The 21,325-nt window shown below is 65.4% G+C and carries 21 protein-coding genes and 1 pseudogene; 14 read left to right on the top strand and 8 right to left on the bottom strand.

Translation table 11 applies throughout. From position 1 onward, the window contains the following. Positions 1–350: 350 nt before the first annotated feature. Positions 351–896, top strand: a complete 546-nt coding sequence (locus tag CK224_RS29740; RefSeq protein WP_095784254.1) for a YbhB/YbcL family Raf kinase inhibitor-like protein — start codon at positions 351–353, stop codon at positions 894–896. A 175-nt stretch (positions 897–1,071) separates the two neighbouring features. On the opposite strand, the gene yghU is transcribed toward CK224_RS29740, so the two are convergent. Next, positions 1,072–1,941: a glutathione-dependent disulfide-bond oxidoreductase gene (gene yghU / locus CK224_RS29735; protein WP_095778254.1), complete on the bottom strand. Its 870-nt coding sequence runs from the start codon at positions 1,939–1,941 to the stop codon at positions 1,072–1,074. Between the two features lie 208 nt (positions 1,942–2,149). Between yghU and CK224_RS29730 the strand changes: the two genes are divergently transcribed. Both CK224_RS29730 and CK224_RS29725 read left to right on the top strand, forming a co-directional pair. Further along, positions 2,150–3,052 carry a S1C family serine protease gene (locus CK224_RS29730; protein ID WP_095778255.1) on the top strand — a complete coding sequence of 301 codons (903 nt, stop codon included), beginning with the start codon at positions 2,150–2,152 and terminating at the stop codon, positions 3,050–3,052. Between the two features lies 1 nt (position 3,053). Then, on the top strand, positions 3,054–3,995 hold the full coding sequence (locus CK224_RS29725) for a LysR family transcriptional regulator (protein WP_095784253.1): 942 nt from the start codon (positions 3,054–3,056) through the stop codon (positions 3,993–3,995). Here the strand turns inward: CK224_RS29725 and CK224_RS29720 are convergent. Then, positions 3,946–4,674 carry an SDR family oxidoreductase gene (locus tag CK224_RS29720; protein ID WP_095784252.1) on the bottom strand — a complete coding sequence of 243 codons (729 nt, stop codon included), beginning with the start codon at positions 4,672–4,674 and terminating at the stop codon, positions 3,946–3,948. The genes CK224_RS29725 and CK224_RS29720 overlap by 50 nt on opposite strands. A 286-nt stretch (positions 4,675–4,960) precedes the next feature. On the opposite strand from CK224_RS29720, the gene CK224_RS29715 reads away from it, so the two are divergent. Next, entirely contained in the window at positions 4,961–5,557 is a 597-nt protein-coding gene (locus tag CK224_RS29715) for a YdeI/OmpD-associated family protein (RefSeq protein ID WP_095784251.1), read from the top strand. Between the two features lie 172 nt (positions 5,558–5,729). Here the strand turns inward: CK224_RS29715 and CK224_RS29710 are convergent, their stop codons facing one another. Beyond that, positions 5,730–6,050: a hypothetical protein gene (locus tag CK224_RS29710; RefSeq protein ID WP_095778258.1), complete on the bottom strand. Its 321-nt coding sequence runs from the start codon at positions 6,048–6,050 to the stop codon at positions 5,730–5,732. A gap of 554 nt (positions 6,051–6,604) precedes the next feature. Between CK224_RS29710 and CK224_RS29700 the strand changes: the two genes are divergently transcribed. From CK224_RS29700 to CK224_RS29680, 5 genes are read left to right on the top strand one after another with little or no spacing between them, the layout of a single operon-like run. Continuing rightward, complete coding sequence (locus CK224_RS29700; RefSeq protein WP_066998453.1) at positions 6,605–7,813, top strand: ABC transporter substrate-binding protein; 1,209 nt, start codon at positions 6,605–6,607, stop codon at positions 7,811–7,813. Beyond that, positions 7,810–8,610: an ABC transporter ATP-binding protein gene (locus CK224_RS29695; RefSeq protein ID WP_245426319.1), complete on the top strand. Its 801-nt coding sequence runs from the start codon at positions 7,810–7,812 to the stop codon at positions 8,608–8,610. The genes CK224_RS29700 and CK224_RS29695 overlap by 4 nt, the downstream gene beginning before the upstream one ends. After that, positions 8,603–9,307: an ABC transporter ATP-binding protein gene (locus tag CK224_RS29690; RefSeq protein WP_095784250.1), complete on the top strand. Its 705-nt coding sequence runs from the start codon at positions 8,603–8,605 to the stop codon at positions 9,305–9,307. The genes CK224_RS29695 and CK224_RS29690 overlap by 8 nt, the downstream gene beginning before the upstream one ends. Before the next feature lie 7 nt (positions 9,308–9,314). Beyond that, entirely contained in the window at positions 9,315–10,202 is an 888-nt protein-coding gene (locus tag CK224_RS29685) for a branched-chain amino acid ABC transporter permease (RefSeq protein WP_066998448.1), read from the top strand. A gap of 1 nt (position 10,203) precedes the next feature. Then, positions 10,204–11,181: a branched-chain amino acid ABC transporter permease gene (locus CK224_RS29680; protein WP_095784249.1), complete on the top strand. Its 978-nt coding sequence runs from the start codon at positions 10,204–10,206 to the stop codon at positions 11,179–11,181. On the opposite strand, the gene CK224_RS29675 is transcribed toward CK224_RS29680, so the two are convergent. The 3 genes from CK224_RS29675 to CK224_RS29665 form a co-directional block, all read right to left on the bottom strand. Continuing rightward, on the bottom strand, positions 11,178–11,477 hold the full coding sequence (locus CK224_RS29675; protein WP_067322571.1) for a HigA family addiction module antitoxin: 300 nt from the start codon (positions 11,475–11,477) through the stop codon (positions 11,178–11,180). The genes CK224_RS29680 and CK224_RS29675 overlap by 4 nt on opposite strands. A gap of 37 nt (positions 11,478–11,514) precedes the next feature. Further along, a complete protein-coding gene (locus tag CK224_RS29670; protein ID WP_095778392.1) occupies positions 11,515–11,796 on the bottom strand; it encodes a type II toxin-antitoxin system RelE/ParE family toxin in 282 nt (93 codons plus the stop codon). Between the two features lie 88 nt (positions 11,797–11,884). Next, on the bottom strand, positions 11,885–12,373 hold the full coding sequence (locus CK224_RS29665) for an Lrp/AsnC family transcriptional regulator (RefSeq protein WP_095784248.1): 489 nt from the start codon (positions 12,371–12,373) through the stop codon (positions 11,885–11,887). Between the two features lie 107 nt (positions 12,374–12,480). Here CK224_RS29665 and CK224_RS29660 point away from each other — a divergent pair, with 107 nt between their 5' ends. The 5 genes and pseudogenes from CK224_RS29660 (at position 12,481) to CK224_RS29640 (ending at position 19,934) form a co-directional block, all read left to right on the top strand. After that, entirely contained in the window at positions 12,481–13,683 is a 1,203-nt protein-coding gene (locus CK224_RS29660) for a diaminopropionate ammonia-lyase (RefSeq protein ID WP_095784247.1), read from the top strand. Beyond that, positions 13,680–14,915, top strand: coding sequence for a Zn-dependent hydrolase (locus CK224_RS29655; protein WP_095784246.1), 1,236 nt, complete (start codon positions 13,680–13,682; stop codon positions 14,913–14,915). Before CK224_RS29660 ends, CK224_RS29655 begins: the two co-directional genes overlap by 4 nt. A gap of 202 nt (positions 14,916–15,117) precedes the next feature. After that, positions 15,118–16,314 carry a diaminopropionate ammonia-lyase gene (locus CK224_RS29650; protein WP_095778263.1) on the top strand — a complete coding sequence of 399 codons (1,197 nt, stop codon included), beginning with the start codon at positions 15,118–15,120 and terminating at the stop codon, positions 16,312–16,314. 94 nt (positions 16,315–16,408) lie between these two features. Continuing rightward, a pseudogene (locus CK224_RS29645) lies at positions 16,409–17,570 on the top strand (M20 aminoacylase family protein). Positions 17,571–17,831: 261 nt separating this feature from the next. Beyond that, on the top strand, positions 17,832–19,934 hold the full coding sequence (locus CK224_RS29640) for an EAL domain-containing protein (RefSeq protein ID WP_095784245.1): 2,103 nt from the start codon (positions 17,832–17,834) through the stop codon (positions 19,932–19,934). A 282-nt stretch (positions 19,935–20,216) separates the two neighbouring features. Here the strand turns inward: CK224_RS29640 and CK224_RS29635 are convergent, their stop codons facing one another. After that, entirely contained in the window at positions 20,217–20,516 is a 300-nt protein-coding gene (locus tag CK224_RS29635) for an AzlD family protein (protein ID WP_095784244.1), read from the bottom strand. Beyond that, positions 20,513–21,253, bottom strand: coding sequence for an AzlC family ABC transporter permease (locus CK224_RS29630; protein ID WP_095784243.1), 741 nt, complete (start codon positions 21,251–21,253; stop codon positions 20,513–20,515). The genes CK224_RS29635 and CK224_RS29630 overlap by 4 nt, the downstream gene beginning before the upstream one ends. Positions 21,254–21,325: the final 72 nt, after the last annotated feature.

Genomic DNA, 21,325 nt, shown 5'->3' with positions numbered 1-21,325 from the left:
ATCTCCATTGGTTTGCATCGTTGACTAAGTTTCCAACGGAGCTTTCCAGGGGATGTTCCGGCTGAAAAAATTCGTGAAGAACCGCATAGCTCTGTTGGCCTAACGGCGAGATCGGGTGGCGGCACTTTTAGGAAGGGCCGGCAAGAACAAATCGGGTCGCCCCGCGTTGGCGAGAGGGGGATAGTATGGACTCGCCGCCGCGCGTGACAGGCTCATCGGCAGTGCTCCGGGACGCCTCCTTGTGGGGGAAATCGGCAGCTCCGGCGCCTGCCGGCCGTCACGCAAAGTTGCTCGGCTCCGGCGCGCCTTTCGGATAGACTTTGTGCAATCCAAGTAGAAGGAGTGAAGCTATGACTTCGCGCCTCGGCCTGATTGGACTTGCCCTCGCCGCCTTCGCCACCCAGGCATCTGCCTTCGAGATCTCCAGCCCGTCGGTCTCCAACGACAAGTGGGACGCAAAATATCTCGGCGACAAGCCCGGATGCGGCGGCAGGAGCGTCTCGATCGCGCTTGGCTGGAAGGACCCGCCGGCGGGCACCAGGAGCTACGCGCTCACCATGTTCGATCCCGATGCCAACGACGGCAAGGGATTCTGGCATTGGCTTGTCTGGAACATCCCGGCAAGCGCCAAGGGCCTCGCCGAAGGCGCCGGCTCCAAAGGCGGCAAGCGCCTGCCGAAGGGCACGGTTTCCGGCACGGGCGGCGTCGGTCGCGCCGGCTATTTCGGCCCATGTCCGCCGCCCGGCAGCGGCACGCACCACTACGTCTTCACGCTCTATGCGCTGAGTGAGGCGAAGCTGCGCACGCCGGAAAATCCCTCACCCGAAATGGTGTCGGTCGCGGCGAAGAGCCAGGCGCTGGCGGAGGCCAGTGTGACGTATACCTACGGGAGGTAGCTGATCTTCCCCCCTTGAGGGCCCTTGAGGGGGAGATGTCGCCGAAGGCGACAGAGGGGGTCGGCGCACACGATGCGCCAACTTGCCCTCTTATTGTTCGTCGGGCGTCGGCGCTCCACGCGCATCGACCCGCTTTGGCCTGCCGGCCATCTCCGCCGCAAGGGGGGAGATCAGCTCACTCCGCCGCTTGCAACCTGTCCTGCGTCTTCGTCTCGAAATCGCTGGCGTCGTGGCGCTCGTGCAACTGATAGGCCGGATCGCCGGAGATGCGGTTGACCATGCGGCCGCGCCTTACCGCCGGCCTGGCGTCGATCGCATCGGCCCAGCGCTGCACGTGCTTATATTCATGCACGGCGAGGAACTGCGCGGCATCGTTGTAGCTGCGGCCTTTGGCGAGCCCGCCATACCAGGGCCAGACCGCCATGTCGGCGATGGTGTAATCCGGCCCGGCGAGATACTCGCTTTCGGCCAGCCGCCGATCCAGCACGTCCATCTGCCGCTTGGTTTCCATGGCGAAGCGGTCGATGGCGTATTCGATCTTCTCCGGCGCATAGGCGTAAAAATGCCCGAAGCCGCCGCCGAGATAGGGCGCCGAGCCCATCTGCCAGAACAGCCACGAGAAGGTTTCGGCCCGCGCTGCACGCTCCGTCGGCAGAAACTCGCCGAATTTTTCCGCCAGATAGGTGAGGATCGAGCCCGACTCGAACACGCGCACCGGCTTCGGCTCGCTGCGGTCCATCAGCGCCGGGATCTTGGAGTTCGGGTTGACCTCGACGAAGCCCGAGCCGAACTGGTCGCCGTCATTGATGCGGATCAGCCAGGCGTCGTATTCGGCGCCCTTGTGGCCGCGCGCCAGCAACTCCTCCAGCATGATCGTCACCTTCTGGCCGTTGGGCGTGGCCAGCGAATAGAGCTGCAGCGGATGCTTGCCGACAGGCAATTCCTTCTCATGCGTCGGCCCGGCGACTGGCCGGTTGATGGAGGCGAAGGTGCCGCCACTCGGCTTGTTCCAGGTCCAGACTTTCGGCGGGTTGTACTGGTTCATCTCGGGAGGCCTTGTTGCTGTGGGCGGGATGCGGGGTTCGTTGCAAGATTTAGGTGCGGTTGCGCGGGCGTCAAAGAAAAAAGTTCAAATTTCGTTGAACTAATGCTTGGGCCAGCAGCGCCCCGCCTTCTCCCTCAGGGACAGATGCCCTTGCACCGCGTCCCTTTGGCCATACTTATAGAAAAAGACCCGTAATTCAGGATCGACGATGACCATCGAAAAAATCTCGCGCTCCGTCGTGGCCGTGCGCGCCACGGTTCCGGACGACGCCTTTACCGCCAATGCGCTGGGCACGCGCCGCGAGGGCAGCGGCGTGGTGATCCGCGACAGCGGGCTGGTTCTCACCATCGGCTATCTCATCACCGAGGCCGAGGAGGTCTGGCTGACCGACCAGGACGGCCGCGTGGTTGCGGCGCATGCGCTGGCCTATGACCAGGAGACCGGCTTCGGCCTGGTGCAGGCGCTGGCGCCGCTCGGGCTGCCGGCAGTCAAGTTCGGCAATGCCAGGAAGGCCAATATCGGCGACGCCGTGACGCTTGCCGACGGCATCGGCCAGCAGGTCGACGCCCACATCGTCACCAAGCAGGAATTCGCCGGCTATTGGGAATATCTCATCGACGAGGCGATCTTCACCGCGCCGGCGCATCCCTCGTGGGGTGGTGCTGCGCTGTTCGACCGTGACGGCAAGCTGCTCGGCGTCGGCTCGCTGCGCCTGCAGATGAGCCGTGCCGGCGAGGTTGCCGACATCAACATGATCGTGCCGATCGACCTTCTGACGCCGATCCTCGACGATCTGGTCAAGCGCGGCCAGGTCGCCAAGCCGCCGCGCCCGTGGCTCGGCGCCTTCTCGGCGGAGTCGAACGGCATGGTGGTGGTGATGAGCGTCGCCGAAGGTGGTCCCGCGGCAAAGGCTGGCCTTCGCCAAGGCGACATCATCTCCGACGTGCGCGACGGCGAGGTTGACGGTCTCGCCGACTTCTATCGAAAACTCTGGCAGAACCCGGCCGGCGCGGAAATTCCGTTGCGCGTCGTGCGCGACGGCCGTGAGACCTGGCTTCGCGTAAAATCGGCCGACCGCAACTCCTTCCTCAAGAAGCCGCAGCTGCAGTAACGTGCATCCAAGGCTGCTGAAGACCTTTCTCGCGGTCGCGCGCACACGCAACGTCACGCGCGCGGCGGGCGAGCTCAATCTCGCGCAGTCGAGCGTCAGCGACCAGATCCAGTCGCTCGAGGCCGAGCTGGGCGCGACGCTGTTCACACGGTCGCGGCAAGGGCTGGACCTGACCCCGGCCGGCGAGGCGCTGCAAGCTTACGCCGAGGAATTGCTGGCGCTCGCCGACGACGCCCGGGCCGCCATCGATGCCACCAAGGCCGAGACGGCCGGCAGCCTGTCGATCGGCGCGCTCGAGACGATCGCTTCGGCAAAACTTCCCGGCTGGCTCGCCGATTTCCAGGCCGTTCATCCCGACATCGACATCAGGCTGAAAATCGCAGGCAGCGGCGAGTTGCGCCGCAGGCTGGGAGAGGGCGGGATCGACGTCGCCTTCTGCTTCGACAGACCGGGCGCCAGCGAGCCCGACGAGCGCTTCGCCAGGCGCCCCGTCGCGGCCGAGCCGCTGGTGCTGATCGCGCCGCCGGGCGAGAACCGGGCGGATGTCGATCTGGCGGAGCTTGCCGAAAAGCGTTTCGTCGCCACCGAAACCGGATGCGTCTACCGCGCCATGATCGACACGGCCTTCACCGAGGCGGGCCTCGGCGGACCGAAGCTCGCGGCCGAGGCTGGCAGCATTGACGCCATCGCCGGCCTGGTGGCGGCCGGCGCCGGCTTCGGCCTTGTTCCGCGGCTGGCGGTCGCTGCCGCGCTCGATCGCGGCGAGGTGGCCGAGATCGCATGGCCGGGCCCGATCCGCTCGGCGGAGCTGGTCATGATCTGGCGGCGCCGGCGCGTCCAGCCGCCGGCGCTGAAGCTCTTGCTCGCGGCGATGGGCGAAAACTTCGCGCTCGTCAGACCAGCCGCTGCCCGCCCTCGACATGCAGCGTCGTTCCCGTCGTAAAGCCGTTGCCCATCAGGAAGCGGATCGCGTCCGCAATGTCTTCCGGCCGTCCGACCCGTCCCGCCGGCAGGCGCTTCGCCATCGCGGCAAGCGTCTCGTCCTTCGCATCGCCGGCAACGAATTGCCAGATCGGCGTGTCGACCCAGCCGGGCGAGACGGCATTGACGCGGATCGGCGCCAGCTCGATGGCCAAGGCCCGCACCAGCCCTTCGAGCCCGGCGTTGACGGCCGCGACCACCGAGCCGCGCGCGGCCGGGCGGTAGGCGGCAATGCCGGAGACGAAGGTGAGCGAACCATTGGCCGAAAGTTTCGGCGCGCCATGCTTGGCCAACAGCAGCGGCCCGTAGAACTTGCTGTCGACAACTTTTTGCGCCACCGAAAGCTCGATCTCGGGCAAAAGCCGGTAGGCGCCTTCGATGTCGGCCGCCGTGCTGACGATATGCTCGAGCCCGCCGATGCGCGCGAACAGCGCCGCGACCTCGGCCTCGCGGCTGATGTCGACCACCGCCGCTTCCAGCGCGGCCGGGCAGCCGAGCTCATCGCGCGCGGCGTTCAGCCTCGCTGCATTGCGCCCGGCGATGATGACGCCGGAGCCTTCGGCGAGGCAGCGCCTGGCAAGCGCCAGCCCCATGCCCGAACTGCCGCCGACGATCAGGATTTTTGTCTCGTCCATGTCCATGCCTTTCTTTTGCATGGACGGTGATGTGGCAGGCCGGCCGGCGGAGCGGAAACGGAAGAAACCGATAGTGTTATCGGAGAGTCCGATGGTTGGCTGGCGCGGCTTTGATAATTCAACCAGGCAGGGCAGGGGGGCGCGAAGAAACGCGGCCTTAAATTCCCACGAGTATAAGCTAAGGCGGCGGCGTCTCGACAGGGCTGGCGGGACAGCGCGCCCTCTGGTCTGCCGGCCGTCTCCCCAACAAAGGGGGAGATCGGAGCCTCGGCTCAGGCAAGAAGGAACACCGATGGCCCCCATCAAGGTCGACCCGAGCAAGGTCCACGAGTTCTCGGACGCCGAAAGCTTCTACGCCTGGCTCAGCCAAAACCAGGCCGGCGAAAGCGAGGTCTGGATCAAGATCCACAAGGTCGGCTCTGGCCTTGCTTCGATCACGCCGAAGGAAGCGATCGACGTCGTGCTCTGCTTCGGCTGGATCGATGCGGTGCGCAAGTCGCTCGACGAGAAGAGCTTTCTGCAGCGCTACACGCCGCGCGGCAGGAAGAGCATCTGGAGCAGGATCAACGTCGACAACGTCGCGCGCTTGATCGAAGAGGGCCGCATGACGGAGCATGGCCTGCGCGAAGTCGAGGCGGCCAAAGCCGATGGCCGCTGGGACCGCGCCTATGGCGGCTCGAAAGAGATGACATTTCCGCCCGACCTGCAGGCCGCGATCGATGCCGAACCGAAGGCCAAAGCGATGCTGGCAAAGCTTTCGGCGCAGAACCGTTTCGCGCTCGCCTTCCGCGTCCACAACATGAAGACCGAGGCGGGGCGCAAGAAGAAGATCGAGACGTTCGTCGAAATGCTGAAGCGCGGCGAGACGATCTATCCGCAGAAGAAGTAAGGCACGATCCGGACCGGACGACCGCGCCAGCGACCTGGTAAGCAAAAACGCCGCCTTTGAGGGACGGCGTTTCCGGGAAGCGATGATCCCGAACCCTGTTGAAGCGGTCCGGGATCATCCGGTCATGAAGTTTTTGGCCAATTGCTGAAAAGCCAAAAGCCGGCGACGCGCCTTATGCGGCGAGCTTCTTGCCGTGCTTCTTGTGGGTACGCTTCTTGGTGTGGTGCTTCACATGATGCTTCTTGGCGTGATGCTTCGAGTGCTTCTTCACGTGATGCTTGCGGGCGTGACGGCGATGGTGCTTGACATGCTTCTTGTGCGGGCCGTTGGCGTCCGGCTTGGCCGTCTCGGTGGCCGCAGCCGGAGCCGCGGTGGTCGTCGTGGTCGCAGCCGTCGTGGTCGCGGCAGCGTTGGCTTCGGTAGTGCCGAGCGCCGGCACCGCGAAAGCAAGCGCGACCGCCAGGCCGAGAACGGAGAGAAGGGTCTTTTTCATAAGTCGGCATTCCTTTTTCGAAGATCGATATCAGGTTGTCGCTGGCCGTAGTTCGGCTGCTCCGGTGCCGCTTATGACAGCCGGTCTTTTCGCGAGTTTTTCCGGGCTGTTGAATCTTGTTTCCGGATTGTGTCTGGCGGGGAGGGGGCGCTTGCTGGTCAATTCGACCTGCCCCGGCTGGGTCGCGACATGGGCGGTGCCGGCGGCCGCCCCGTCGCGCAAGGCGCGGCCGGCATCGTCTGCGCCGCAACCTTGCCCGACGGTCCGACCGGCGGCTTTTTAGCGATGGCAAGCGGCTGCCCTGGTGAAGGGACACCATGCTGCCCCCAACCCATCCGCATGCTACGAAAATAGCATTCCCGGCCAGCGAAATGTGATGCTAGGCTCGCGCCCGTGCACCCAAGGCGCACGGCGGCCCAGCCGCAAAGGAGCAGGCCCGCAAGAATAGGAGTGGCAGGCGGGATCGAGGCCTCAATCCACAATCCGACGGAACTGTTGAACCATTGCGAGGTCCGCCGCGTTTCCCGTGGTTGACCACAAGGGAGGAACTACCAGTGAAAGCATCCTATCTCGTCTCCGCCGCGCTCATTGCGGCATCCGCAATGCCGGCGGCGGCTGGCGAAATCTCGGACGGCAAGGTCAAGATCGGCATCTTGAACGACCAGTCCGGCGTCTATGCCGATTTCGGCGGCAAATGGTCGGTAGAGGCCGCCAAGATGGCAGTCGAGGATTTCGGCGGCAAGGTGCAGGGCGCGCCGATCGAGATCGTCAGCGCCGACCACCAGAACAAGCCGGACATCGCCTCCAACATCGCGCGCCAGTGGTACGACACCGAGCAGGTCGACGCGATCATGGAGCTCACCACGTCTTCCGTCGCGCTCGCCGTCCAGGGGCTTTCCAAGGAAAAGAAGAAGATCGACATCGTCACCGGCGCCGCCTCCACCGACCTCACTGGCAAGCAGTGCTCGCCCTATGGTTTCCACTGGGCCTATGACACCCACTCCCAAGCAGTCGGCACTGGCGGCGCGCTGGTGCAGCAGGGCGGCGACAGCTGGTATTTCATCACCGTCGACTATGCATTCGGCTATTCGCTGAAGGACCAGACCGCCAAGCTCGTGGAATCCAGTGGTGGCAAGGTGCTGGGCGAGGTGCGCTATCCGCTTGGCTCCACCGACTATTCCTCCTTCCTGCTGCAGGCGCAGTCCTCCGGCGCCAAGATCATCGGCCTAGCCAATGCCGGCCTCGACACCTCGAACTCGATCAAGCAGGCGGCCGAATTCGGCATCGTCGCCGGCGGCCAGCGGCTGGCGGCGCTGCTCTTCACGCTGGCCGAAGTGCATGGCCTTGGCCTGCAGGCGGCGCAGGGGGTGGTGCTGACGGAAGGCTATTACTGGGACCGCGACGATGTGAGCCGCGATTTCGCGCAGCGCTTCTTCAAGCGCACCAACCGCATGCCCAACATGGTCCAGGCAGGCACCTATTCGGCGGTGACGCAGTATCTGAAGGCCATCGACAAGGCCGGCACCGACGAGACCGAAGCGGTAGCCAAGCAATTGCATGAGATGCCGGTCAACGACGTGTTCACGGTGAACGGCAAGGTGCAGGCCGACGGCTCGATGGTGCACGACATGTATCTCTACCAGGTCAAGAAGCCGGAGGAGAGCAAGAAGGACTGGGACTACTACACCTACCTGGCGACCATTCCCGGCGACAAGGCCTTCATGAAAGCCGAGGACAGCGGCTGCCCGCTCGTCAGCAAGTGACGCTCGACACCGCCACCGCCGTCCGCCGGGACGGCATCGACCAGACGCCGCGGGTGGTGCTTTCCGCCCGCGGCTTGCGGCGCGACTTCGCCGGATTCGTCGCCGTGAAGGACGTCGATCTCGACGTCCATCACGGCAGGATCCATGCCTTGATCGGCCCGAATGGCGCCGGCAAGACCACCATCTTCAACCTGTTGACCAAATTCCTGCAGCCGACCAGCGGCACCATCCAGCTGCTCGGCACCGACATCACCCGCACGCCGCCGGCCAGGGTGGCGCGCATGGGGCTTGTACGCTCCTTCCAGATATCGGCGATCTTTCCGCATCTCAGCGTGCTCGACAATGTGCGCGTCGCGCTGCAGCGTCCGGGCGGGCTGGGCTATCAGTTCTGGCGCCCGGTCTCGGCGCTGGACCAGCTGACGCCCCGGGCGCGCGAGCTGCTCGCCATCGTCGGGCTCGACGACGCCGCGCATCGGCTGGCGGGCGATCTCTCCTATGGCAGGAAGCGTGTGCTGGAAATCGCCACCACGCTGGCGCTCGATCCAAAAGTTCTGCTGCTCGACGAGCCGATGGCCGGCATGGGGCATGAGGATGTCGGCACGATCTCAGGCATCATCCGCTCGCTGGCGAAAGACCGCGCCGTGCTGATGGTCGAGCACAACCTCACCGTCGTTGCCGATCTCTGCGACTGGATCACCGTCATGCAGCGCGGCCAGGTGCTTGCCGCCGGCGACTACGCGACGGTGAGCCAGGACGAGCGCGTGCGCGTCGCCTATATGGGGACCGAGCATGAGTGAGCCGCTGCTTGCCGTGCGCGACCTTCATGCCTGGTACGGCGAGGGCCATGCGCTGCACGGCGTCAACCTCGAAGTCCTGCGCGGCGAGACGGTGACGCTGCTTGGCCGCAACGGCGTCGGCAAGACGACGACGCTGCGCGCCATCATGGGCCTGATCCGCAAGCGGACAGGCTCCGTCACTTTCAACGGCAAGGACCTGATCCGCCTGCCGTTGCACCGCGTCGCCCATCAGGGCATCGGCTTCGTGCCGGAGGAGCGCGGCATCTTCGCCACGCTCACCGTCGACGAGAATCTGATCCTGCCGCCGGTGGTGGCCAAGGGCGGCATGAGCGTGGAGGAGATATTCGAGCTCTTCCCCAACCTCAAGGAACGTCGCAACAGCCAGGGCACGAAGCTTTCCGGCGGCGAGCAGCAGATGCTGGCGATCGCCCGCATCCTGAGAACCGGCGTCGAAATGCTTTTGCTCGACGAGCCGACCGAGGGCCTGGCGCCGGTAATCGTCCAGCGCATCGGCGAATTGCTGGCGGCGCTGAAGAAGCGCGGCATGACCATCCTTTTGGTCGAGCAGAATTTCCGCTTCGCCGCCCGCATCGCCGATCGCTTCTACCTGATGGATCACGGCAAGGTGGTGGAAGGTTTCCCGGTCGGCCAGCTTTCCGCGCACACCGACAAACTGCACGAGGTGCTGGGGGTATGATGGCCAAATGACCATGATCTTCGGCATCCCCATCCAAGCCTTGCTCGGCCAACTGCTTGTCGGCCTGATCAACGGCTCTTTTTACGCCATGCTCAGCCTCGGGCTGGCCGTCATCTTCGGGCTCTTGCGCATCATCAACTTCGCCCATGGCGCGCTGTATATGTTCGGCGCCTTCATCGGCTATCTGCTGCTCGTCCATCTCGGCATCGGCTACTGGCCGGCGCTGATCATCGTGCCTTTGGCCGTGGGCCTGTTCGGCATCGTGGTGGAGCGTGTAGCGCTGTCGCGGCTCTACCGGCTCGACCCGCTCTATGGCCTGCTTTTCACCTTCGGCCTTGCGCTGGTCATCGAAGGCGTGTTCCGCTTCTATTATGGCGTCTCCGGCAATCCTTACGCGGTGCCGACCCTGCTTGCCGGGGGCACCAATCTCGGCTTCATGTTCCTGCCCAATTACCGCGGCTGGGTGGTGGTGGCCTCGCTCATCGTCTGCATCGGCACCTGGCTGCTGATCGAAAAGACCAGGCTCGGCTCCTATCTGCGCGCCGCCACGGAGAACCCCGAGCTGGTGCAGGCTTTCGGCGTCAACGTGCCGCTGCTGCTGACGCTCACTTATGGGCTGGGCGCAGCACTTGCCGGGCTGGCCGGCATCCTTGCGGCGCCCGTCTACCAGGTCAGCCCGCTGATGGGATCGGACCTCATCATCGTCGTCTTTGCCGTCGTCGTGGTCGGCGGCATGGGCTCGATCCTCGGCGCCATCGTCACCGGCTACATGCTCGGCCTCGCCGAGGGCCTGACCAAAGTTTTCTATCCGGAGGCCTCGAACCTGGTGGTCTTCGTCATCATGGCGATCGTGCTTTTGCTCCGCCCCGCGGGCCTGTTCGGAAGGGACGCGTAAGATGAGCGAGGCGACCCTTCACGCAGAGCGCGCCGCTGCCTCCGTCCGGCTGGAACGGGCGCTTGTGGCGCTGGGGATCATGGCGCTCCTCGCCGCCCCCTTCGTCATCTATCCGATCTTCGTCATGAAGATGCTGTGCTTCGCGTTGTTCGCCTGCGCCTTCAACCTGCTCCTCGGCTACACCGGGCTGCTTTCCTTCGGCCACGCCGCCTTCTTTGGCGGCGCCGCCTATTTCTGCGCCTATGCGGTGAAAGCCTGGGGCTGGCCGCCGGAGGCCGGCATCCTGCTCGGCACTGCGGGCGCGGCAGGCATGGGCCTCGTCGTCGGCTTCCTCGCCATCCGCCGGCAAGGCATCTATTTCGCCATGATCACGCTGGCGATGGCGCAGATGTTCTATTTCTTCTGCGTGCAGGCGCCCTTCACCGAAGGCGAGGACGGCATCCAGGGCGTGCCGCGCGGCCATCTCTTCGGCATGCTCGACCTCAACGTGCCGATGAACATGTATTTCTTCGTGCTCGCCATCTTCCTGATAGGCCTTTTCGCCATCTGGCGCATCGTCAACTCGCCCTTCGGCATGATCCTGCGCTCGATCCGTGAGAACGAGAACCGTGCCATTTCGCTCGGCTATTCCGTCGGCCGCTACAAGCTCGCCGCCTTCGTCATGTCGGCGGCCCTTGCCGGCCTCGCCGGCGCGGTGAAGGCGATCGTCTTCCAGTTCGCGACCCTCACCGACGTCACCTGGCAGATGTCGGGCGAGGTCATCCTGATGACGCTTCTTGGCGGCATCGGCACCATGGTCGGCCCGGTGGTCGGCGCCGGTCTAGTCGTCGGCCTCGAGAACACGCTTGCCACCTCCGGCTTCCCGGTGACGATAGCGACCGGCGTGATCTTCATGGTCTGCGTGCTGATCTTCCGGCGCGGGATCGTGGGGGAGATCTATGCGCGGTTGCTGGGAAGGGAGCGCGGCAAGAGCTCTTAAGCAGCCGCCTCGAACCGTTTAATTTCCTTGAGCTCTTCCTGCAGCGACGCGCCCTCCACGGCCAGGTCGTAACTGGCTTGCATGTTCATCCAGAACTGTGGCGTGGTGCCAAAGAATTTGGCGAGACGCAGAGCGGTGTCCGGCGTAACGGGCGTGGTCTCGTTGGCGAGGCGCTCGATACGGGTACGTGGGACGTGAAGCTTTTTCGCCAGGGTGTAGGGCTTCAGGTCGAGTGGCTCAAGGAACTCGGCCCGCAATATCTCGCCGGGATGAATAGGCTTATCGAGGTTGATCATAGGTTCCGCTCCTGTCGGACAGAGCTGGTTGGTTTAGCTAATGGTAGTCGGTGATCTCCACATTGTCCGCTCCTCCATCGGTCCACCGAAAGCAAACACGAAATTGGTCGTTGATACGGATTGAGTACTGACCGGCGCGATCGCCCTTCAGCGCTTCAAGCCGATTTCCCGGTGGGACTTTGAGGTCGGCCAGTTCGGCTGCGTTGTCCAGCATGAACAGTTTCCGCTGAGCGACACGAATGAGATCTGCCGGAAATCCTTTCGGAGCTTTGCCTGTCGAAATCGCTTCAGTGGTCTTGTCTGTGAACGAACGTATGATCCACTGCCCCTCGCAACGTATCTTTGCATGATACGTCTGCGAGATCAAGCGCAGAGTATCATGCCGCGATACGAAATGCCCGGAGGGATCATGTTGAGTGAGGTGCGGCCACGGGCACCTCCAGCCCGACCTTCACCCGATCCATCGCAACGAACGTGCGAAACCGCCTGACGTTGTTGTTCTCAAAAAACAATCGCCGGGTCAGCGCCTCGTAGTCGGCCATCGTCGCCACGGTGACGACCAGGATGAAGTCGGCCTCGCCGGTCACGTAATAGCATTGCTGCACTTCCGGCACCGCGGCGAAGCCGCGCTTGGCGGCGTCGATCAGCTCGGCCCGCTCGCTCTCCACCTCGACCTCCACGAAGATCGTGATCGGATGGCCGACCTTGGCCGGATCGACCAGCGCGACATTGGCGCGGATGACGCCCATTTCCTCCATGCGCTTGATGCGCCGCTGCACGGCCGGCGCCGAGAGGTTCACCGTCTCGCCGATAATGCGCTGGGGCGTGCTGTTGTCCTTCTGCAGGATGGCGAGGATGGCGCGGTCGAAGGCGTCGAGGTCGGGCAAAATGGACATGACAGGCATCTAAACGAAACAAACTTGCATTTCAGGTGCCGAAACAGAGCGCCTTTCTCACTGGACTTGCAATAAATTTCAGCCAACAAGACAGAGAAAGCCGATCCATGTTCCTGCTCAACCACCACCCGAGCCATCGCCAGCCGCTGACCGATGAAGACGCCGCGACGCTTGGGCTAGCCGGAGCCGCCGAGGCCGAGCGCTTCCTGGCCGCACGCGACAACCATGCCGAGACGCCGCTGCATGCCTTGCCGGCGCTGGCCGGCGAACTCGGCGTCGGCTCGCTGTATGTCAAGGATGAGGGCAAGCGCCTCGGCCTCGGCAGCTTCAAGGCGCTGGGCGGCGCCTACGCCGTCATCCGACTGGTGCTGGAAGAGGCTGGGAAACGGCTCGGCCGTGCCATCGATGTTGCGGAACTGCATGGGCCCGACGTGAAGGCGATTGCCTCGGGCATGACCTTCGCCTGCGCGACCGACGGCAATCATGGACGCTCGGTAGCGCAGGGCGCCGGCCTGGTCGGTGCGCGCTCCGTCATCTTCCTCCATTCGGGCGTCAGCAACGAACGCGTGGCGGCGATCGCCCGCTTCGGCGCCGAGATCGTGCGCATCGCCGGCGACTACGACCAGTCGGTCAGGGAAGCCGCCCGCGTCGCCACCGAGCGCGGCTGGACCGTCGTCTCCGACACATCCTGGCCGGGTTATGAGCGCATCCCGGGGCTGGTGATGCAGGGCTACACGGTTATCGTGCGCGAAGCGCTGAGGCGCTTGTCGAAGTCGCCCACCCACGTCTTCCTGCAGGCCGGCGTCGGCGGCCTCGCCGCGGCGGTGGCCGGCCATTTCGCCATCGTGCTTGGCGAGGATCGCCCTGCGGCAATTGTGGTCGAGCCCGCGCGGGCGGCGTGCGTCTACGCCACCGCGAAGGCGGGGCGTCCAGTCGCGATCGCGCACAGCAAGCCCACGGTGATGGCGATGCTCGAATGCTATGAGCCGTCGCTCGTAGCCTGGCGCGTGCTGTCGCGGCTCGGCGATGCTTTCATGACCGTGGACGAGGACGACGCGGTTTCGGTGATGAACCGCCTGGCGCGACCTTCAGGCACTGATCCGGCGATCGTTTCCGGCGAGAGCGGCGGGGCGGGGCTCGCCGGGCTGATCCGCGCTGCCGGCGACAAGAAGATGCGCGGGGCTCTCGGCCTCGATGCCCAGTCGCGCGTGCTCATCATCAACTCCGAAGGCGCGACCGACCCCGGCCGCTATGCCGAGCTGGTCGGGATGGCGCCGGACGAGGTTGCGCTGGCGAGGCAGCCGGCATGAGCAATCTGACGATCAATGCCGACCGCCTGCTTGGCCGTATCGAGGAGCTCGGCAGCCTCGGTCGCGATACGCAGGGCCGGCTCGTCCGCGTCGCCGCCTCCGACATGGACAAGCTTGGCCGCGACCGCCTTGTCGGTTGGCTGGAAGAGGCAGGGCTCGACGTCGCCATCGATCGCATCGGCAACATCTTCGGCATCTGGCAGGGCGACGCGGATGCCGGCCAGGAACCGGTGATGCTTGGCTCGCACATCGACACGGTGATCGACGCCGGCATCTATGACGGCTGCTACGGCGTGCTTGCCGGCCTCGAAGCGATCGAGAGCCTAAAGGAGGCAGGATTTGCGCCGGCGCGCCCGTTTGTTGTTGCCGCCTTCACCAATGAGGAGGGCGTGCGCTATTCGCCTGATATGATGGGCTCGCTGGTCTTTGCCGGCGGCCGGGATATCGAAGAGGCGCTGGCCTCGATCGGCACCGACGGCTCGGTGCTGGGCAAGGAGTTGGAGCGCATAGGTTATGCCGGCCGACCTCGGCCCGGCTTCCTCAAGCCGCATGTCTATGTCGAGCTGCATGTCGAACAGGGGCCGGTGCTGGAGCGCGAGGGCATCGCCATCGGCGCGGTCGAGAACCTGCAGGGCATTTCCTGGCAGCGCATAACCATCGACGGCGTGGCCAACCATGCCGGCACCACGCCGATGTCGATGCGCCAGGATGCCGGCGTCGCCGCCGCGCGGGTGATCAGCTTCCTCGCGGACCGGGCCAGCGCCTCGCCGACACCCACGGTCGCCACCGTCGGCACCATCGCTTTCGAGCCAAACGCGATCAACGTCATCCCGTCGCGGGCGATCTTCACCATCGACCTTCGCGATCCGAACGAAATGCATCTTCGCGAAGCCGAAGCGGCGCTCGCCGCCTTCCTCGACGACCTTGCCGCAAGCGCCGGCGTCACCATCCATGCCGAAAGCCTGGCCCGCTTCGAGCCGGTGACGTTCGATGCCGGCATCGTCTCGCTGATCGAGGATGGCGCCAGAGCCGCCGGCCTCTCCTGCCGGCGCATGACGTCGGGCGCGGGGCACGACGCGCAGATGATTGCCCGTATTGCGCCGTCCGCGATGATCTTCGTGCCGAGCCGGGGCGGCATCAGCCACAATCCGGCCGAGTCCACCGCCGCCGACGAGCTGGTTGCCGGCGCCAATGTCCTGCTTGGCGTCGCCGCCCGGCTGGCAGCCGACTGATCGCGGAACCAAACGTTATGGTTGTCGACGGCAGGTGCTACCAGGCGAAGCACCACCAAAAATAGTCATCTCGAAACGTTGCGTGCCACCAAGGCGGGAATCCGGCGACATCTGATCGAAACAAACTTCAATCACTAGCCAGATTAGGCAGCGCGATTCTCGCGCGCGTCAAAAAAGTTCAGTGTATCGAAGAAAGAATAGCATGCTGCTCATCAACCAGCGCCCCGAACACAACCAGCCGCTGGTGCCGGCCGACGCCGAGGCCCTCGGCCTGGCGGGCGCCGACCGGGCTGAGCATTATCTCAGGGCGCGCGACGACCATGCCGAAACGCCTCTCTATGCCTTGCCGGCGCTCGCCAATGGCCTCGGCATCGCAGCACTGCATGTCAAGGACGAGGGCCAGCGTCTTGGCCTTGGCAGCTTCAAGGCGCTGGGCGGCGCCTATGCCGTCATGCGGCTGGTGCTGGAAGAGGCCGGCAAGCGCTTCGGTCGCGAAGTCGATATCTGCGAAATCAACGATCCGAAGCTGCGCGCTATCGCCGCCCAGATGACCTTCTGCTGCGCCACCGATGGCAACCATGGCCGATCGGTCGCGCAAGGCGCGGGCCTCGTTGGCGCGCGTTCGGTCATCTACGTCCATGCCGGCGTCAGCGCCGAGCGCGTGGCGGCCATCGCCCGCTTCGGCGCCGAGATCGTGCAGGTCGAGGGCGGTTATGATCATGCGGTCCGCGAGGTCGCCCGGGTCGGCGCCGAGCGCGGCTGGAAGATCGTCTCCAACACCTCCTGGCGCGGCTACGAGCGCATTCCGGGGCTTGTCATGCAGGGCTACACGGTGATCGTGCGCGAGGCGCTGCGTCATATGGCCGAACCGCCGACGCACGTCTTCCTGCAGGCAGGCGTCGGCGGCTTTGCGGCGGCGTTTGCCGGCTATATGGCGATTCTGCTCGGCGAGCGGCGGCCGAAGGCCGTGGTGGTCGAGCCGAGGCGCTCGGCTTGCGTCTACGCCTCGGTGGAGGCCGGCCGTCCCGTAACGATCGCACCTCAGCGGTCGACGGTGATGGCGATGCTGGAATGCGCCGAGCCGTCCCTGATCGCCTGGCGGGTGCTGTCCCGCGTCGGCGATGCCTTCATGACCGTTGACGAAGACGACGCGGTCGCGGTGATGAACCGGCTGGCCCGGCCCCTGGGCAACGATCCGGCCATCGTTTCCGGCGAGAGCGGCGGCGCGGGGCTTGCAGGGCTGATCCGCGCAGCCGGAGACAAGGGCATGCGCGCGGCTCTCGGGCTCGATGCGACGTCGCGTGTGCTCGTCATCAATTCGGAAGGCGCGACCGACGCCGGCCGTTACACCGAGCTGGTCGGGGCGGTGCCGCGGGAGCTGGAGCTGCAGATCGCCTGAAGGATTTTCAGGAAAGCGGGCTTCCTCCGGAATCGATGGAAACGAAGCGCAACTTCGGGAACACTCGCCTGGAACGAGGGCTGGGGAAGAGAAGATGGCTGAACTCGACCAGCAGCAGCTGCATCGCGAGATGACAGCCTGGCGGCGCGACCTCCACGCCCACCCGGAATTCGGCTTCGAGGAAAAGCGCACCGCCGCCTTCGTGACGGAGAAGCTTCGCGCCTTCGGGCTCGAAGTCGCGGAAGGCATAGGCGGCACCGGCGTTGTCGGCACGCTGGCCAGGGGCAGCGGCAATCGCGCGATTGCGCTGCGCGCCGACATGGATGCGCTGCGCATCGCCGAGCAAGGGACCCAAGCCTGGCGCTCGCAGACGCCGGGCACCATGCATGCCTGCGGCCATGACGGTCACACCGCCATGCTGCTCGGCGCGGCGAAGCTGCTTGCGGAGGAAGGCGGCTTCGACGGCACGGTGCGGTTCATCTTCCAGCCGGCCGAGGAGTGGGGCAGGGGCGCGCTTGCGATGATCGAAGACGGGCTCATCGAACGCTTTCCCTTCGAGGAAATCTTCGGGCTGCACAACATGCCGGGCCTGCCCATCGGCCACTTCGAAACCCGGAGCGGTCCGATCATGTCGGCCGAGGACAATTTCGAGATCGTGCTGAAAGGCTTGGGCGGCCACGCCGCCAGGCCGCACGACGCTCGCGAGACGCTGGTTGCCGCCTGCGCGCTGGTCGTCAACCTGCAGACCATTGTCTCGCGACGCCTGAGCCCCGTCGATATCGGCGTCGTCTCGGTCACCGAGCTCATCACCGACGGCACCCGCAACGCGCTGCCCGGCCTCGCCCGCATCCTTGGCGACTGCCGCAGTTTCCGGCCCGAGGTGAGCGCGGCGATCGAGAAGGAGATGCGCCGCATCGCCGAAGGGCACGGCGCAGGCCTATAACGTAGCATCTGACGTTACTTACACGCGCGAGTTCGTGCCCTTGATCAACGACGCGGCGCTGGTGGATGATGTGCTTGCTGCGGCCCGAACGGTGCTGGCGGGCGATGCCGTCGGCATCGCCGCCGAGCCGATGACCGCCTCGGAGGATTTCGCCCGCTTCCTCACCGAGGTGCCCGGCTGTTTCGTCTTTCTCGGCAACGGCAATTCCGCCCCGCTGCACAACCCGGCCTACGACTTCAACGATGAAGGCCTGCTGCATGGCGCGCGTTTCCACGCGGCGGTGGTGAGGCGAAGGCTGGCGGCGGGCGGCTAGCATCGCCCATTGTTTTTGGGGAGATGCCCGGCAGGGCAGAGGGGAGCGCTGTCCCCCGACTTTTTCAGCGAAGAGCGATGCCTGCCGATCGGTCACCGGCTTGATCGAGCTAATCAATGCCGCGATCCTTCGCGCTCTCTGCCCTGCCGGACATCTCCCCCCAAGGGCACCCAGAAGGGGAGATTGGCAGCTTCACTCCAGTAACCCTTTCTTGTCAGCTTTCATGCACTATGCCCGAACGGGGACGGCAAGAACGAGGGCATGGCGGACGACAACAAACGCAACGGCGAATTCTGGGCGCTGGCGCTCGATCGCGCCCAGCTCGGCCTATGGGACTGGAATCTCGCGACGGGCGATTGCTACTATTCGCCGACCTGGTGGAGGATGCTGGGTTATGCCGAGGGCGAGCTCGATACCTCCGATCTGTGGCTGAAGCTCACTCATCCCGACGACTGCGAGCGAGCACTGGCGAGCGGCGACCGCCATATCGCTGGTGACACCGAGTCGATCGAGACGGAACTACGGCTGAAGCACAAGGACGGCCGCTGGGTCTGGGTGCTTGACCGCGGCGGCATCGTCGAGCGCGATGCCGAGGGCAAGCCGCTGCGCCTGATGGGCGTGCAGACCGATATCACCAGGCAGAAGGAGGCCGAGGCCGCGCTTGAGCAGGTCAATGTTCGCTTGCGGCTCGCGCTCGCCGCCAGCGGCACCGGCATCTGGCACTACGATATCGGCACCAACAAGAGCTATTGGGACCCGCGCACCAGGGAGATCTTCGGCCTGGTCAGCGATACCGACGAGGTGACGGCCGATCTCTGGCACACCTATCTCCACCCGGACGACAAGGAGGCCACCGAGCGCGCGCATCTGCCGCCGCCGGGCTCGAAAAGCGTCACCGCCACGCAATACCGTATCGTCCGGCGCGACGGCTCGGTCCGCCATGTCGAGTCGCTGGTGCGTTTGATCGCCGGCGCCGGCTCGGCCGGCCAGATCCTCGGCACGGTACGCGACATCACCGACGAGACGAAGCGCGCCGAGGAGCTCGCTTACGCCGCCCATCACGATGCGCTGACCGGGCTGTGGAACCGCTCGGCCTTCGACCGGCTGCTCGCCGAAAACATCGGCGCGGCGGACCGGCTGCCGCTTGCCGTCTTCTATGTCGACCTCGACTACTTCAAGGCGCTGAACGACTATGCCGGCCATGCCGCGGGCGATATCGCGCTGAAGAGCGTCGCCGGCGGCATCCGCGCCAGCCTGCCGCCTTCGGCGCACGCCGCGCGCCTCGGCGGCGACGAATTCGCGCTGCTGGTTCCGAACTGCAACGACGCTTGCGCCGAGCGGCTGGCGCGTGCCGTGCTCGCCGCGGTGCGCGACGCCGATCTCGGCTCCGCCGTGTCGTCCCGCAGGCTAGCCGCCAGCATCGGCATCGCCTTCGTGCGCGATCGCCGGACGACCGTAACCGATGCGCTCGCCTGCGCCGACGATGCCTGCTACGCCGCCAAAGCCGGCGGGCGCGACCGCTTCGCCGTGTTCTCGGCCGAAACAGCTTCCGGAGCCGGCGGCCTCAACGCCGCGCGGCTTGCCGCCGATCTGGTCGATGCCATGGAGGACAGCCGGTTGAAGCTGTTCGGCCAGGAGATCCATCGCCTCGGCAGGCCTTGGCAAGACAGCCGCCATGTCGAGGTACTGGCGCGGCTCGAGGCGCGCAACGGCAAGCTGATCTTGCCGGGCGAGTTCATGCCGGTGGCCGAACGCTTCGGCCTTGCCGCCCGGCTCGACCGCTGGATCATCCGCACGGCGCTGTCGCGCCATGGCAGGGCGATGCTCTCCGGCGCCGTCTCGCTCGGCTTCAACCTGTCGGCGCAGACGCTCTCCGATCCGCAGCTTTGGGATTTCGTCGACGCGGCGATCGCCGAGAACGGCGCGCCGCCGTCGGCAATCAGCTTCGAGATCACCGAGACCGCGGCTGTCACCAATTTCGACGCAGCGGAGGAATTTGTGCGCCGGGCAAGGCTGCGCCATTGCCGTGTCAGCCTCGACGATTTCGGCGCCGGCATGAGCTCGTTCGAATATCTGCGGCGCTTTCCTATCGATGCGATCAAGATTGACGGCTCCTTCGTCCAGCACATCGCCGACAGCCGCTTCGACCGCGAGATCGTCTCGGCAATCGCCGGCATCGCCCGCTCGATGGGCTGCGCCGTCGTGGCCGAGAAGGTCGAGGGGAAAAGCGCGCTGGAGATCCTCGTCGGCATGGGCGTCGGCTATGGCCAAGGCTATTTCCTGCACCGGCCAGAGCCGCTGGAGGCGATCGTGGCGCGGGCCGCGGCTGAGAAGCCACAAGCCCGGGTGGGTGTCGCAAAATAAGCCACGGCTAAAATTGCGAGCACCCTGCGCGATTGCCGAGATCGAACAGCAGCTCGGCCTGATCAGCTCGGCATTCCGCTCGATACACTGGTCGCCGCATCGACCCGCAAGGCGCCGACAGCGACCGGCTGAACGGGGTGCTGGAAAAGCATCTGGGCTGGGTCGACGAGACCGCTTCGATCGCGTCTGGCGAAATTGGGGTCTACGGCAGTTGATGCGATGGAGAGCCAATCTCCTCCTTGGGGCAGATATCCCGGCATGGCAGAGGGCGGCCGCCGGCGTTTACCCCATCACCCACCGCAATACCCCGGCCGAAGCCACGCCGATGACCACCGTCGGCAGCATCGACAGTCTTGTCGCCGCGAGCAATGTGATGGCGAGCGCCGCCAGGTCGGCCGGATTCTTCGACACGAAGTCGGGCGCGATCACCGAGATCAGCACGCAGCCGGGCGCGGCTTCCATCACGGCGGTGGCGCGTGGGCTGAGCGTGCGGTTCCTGAGCACGACATAGCCGCCGATCCGCGTCAAATAGGTGACGACGGCCATGGCTAGGATGGCGAGGACGGTCCAGGGCTCGATCATTTCTCACCTGCCAGAAGCCAGGCGGACACCAACCCGGACAGCGCGCCTGCCGCCACGTACCAGGCGCCCGGAACGACGAGATAAGTTGCCGCCGCCACCGCGAGGCTGACAAGCCAGGGGCGCGCCGCGGCAAAACCCTTCCACATGCCGCGCAGCAGCACCAGGAACACTGCCGGAAAGGCCATGGCGAAGCCGTAGCGCTCGACGTTGCCAAGCACCGGCCCGAGCGCCGCTCCGCAGGTCGTGAAAATCACCCAGGCAAAATAGAAAGGAAGGGCAGTTCCCGCATAATAGGCGAGGCTGAATGCTGGCCGCAGCCCGCCTGCCGCGCGGCGCTTCGCGTCGGCGAGCCCGAGCGCCCAGCTCTCGTCGCACATCAAGAACAGCGCGGGGAACGCCTTGCGCTTGGGCAGGTGGCGCAGGAACGGCGCAAGTGCCGCGCCCATCAGGAAATGCCGGCTGTTGACCAGCAATGTGATGGCGGCGATCAACAGCACATGCGGCGGCGAGGTCCAGAGCTGGATGGCGGCAAATTCGGAGCCGCCGGCGAAGTTGAGGCCCGTCATCAACGGCACCTCGACGACGCTCAAGCCCTTCTGCGCGGCCTGCGCGCCCAGCACGAGTGCGTAGGGGACAATGCCAAGCAGCACCGGCGTCGAGGCGGCGGCGCCCCGCCGGAATTCGGCGCCGCGTGCTTCGGCGGGAGGGTGGCCCAGGGTTATCTCGGAAACGCTCATGGCTCTTCTTCGGCCAGCCTTGCGGGGCGGCCTTCTCCGGTTGCTCGATGGTCGGCTATTCGCTGGCCACCA

It is taken from the genome of Mesorhizobium sp. WSM3862 (assembly GCF_002294985.1).
Taxonomy (GTDB): domain Bacteria; phylum Pseudomonadota; class Alphaproteobacteria; order Rhizobiales; family Rhizobiaceae; genus Mesorhizobium.
Note: the sequence above shows the minus strand (reverse complement) of the source record. Positions and strands in the feature narration are given on the sequence as shown.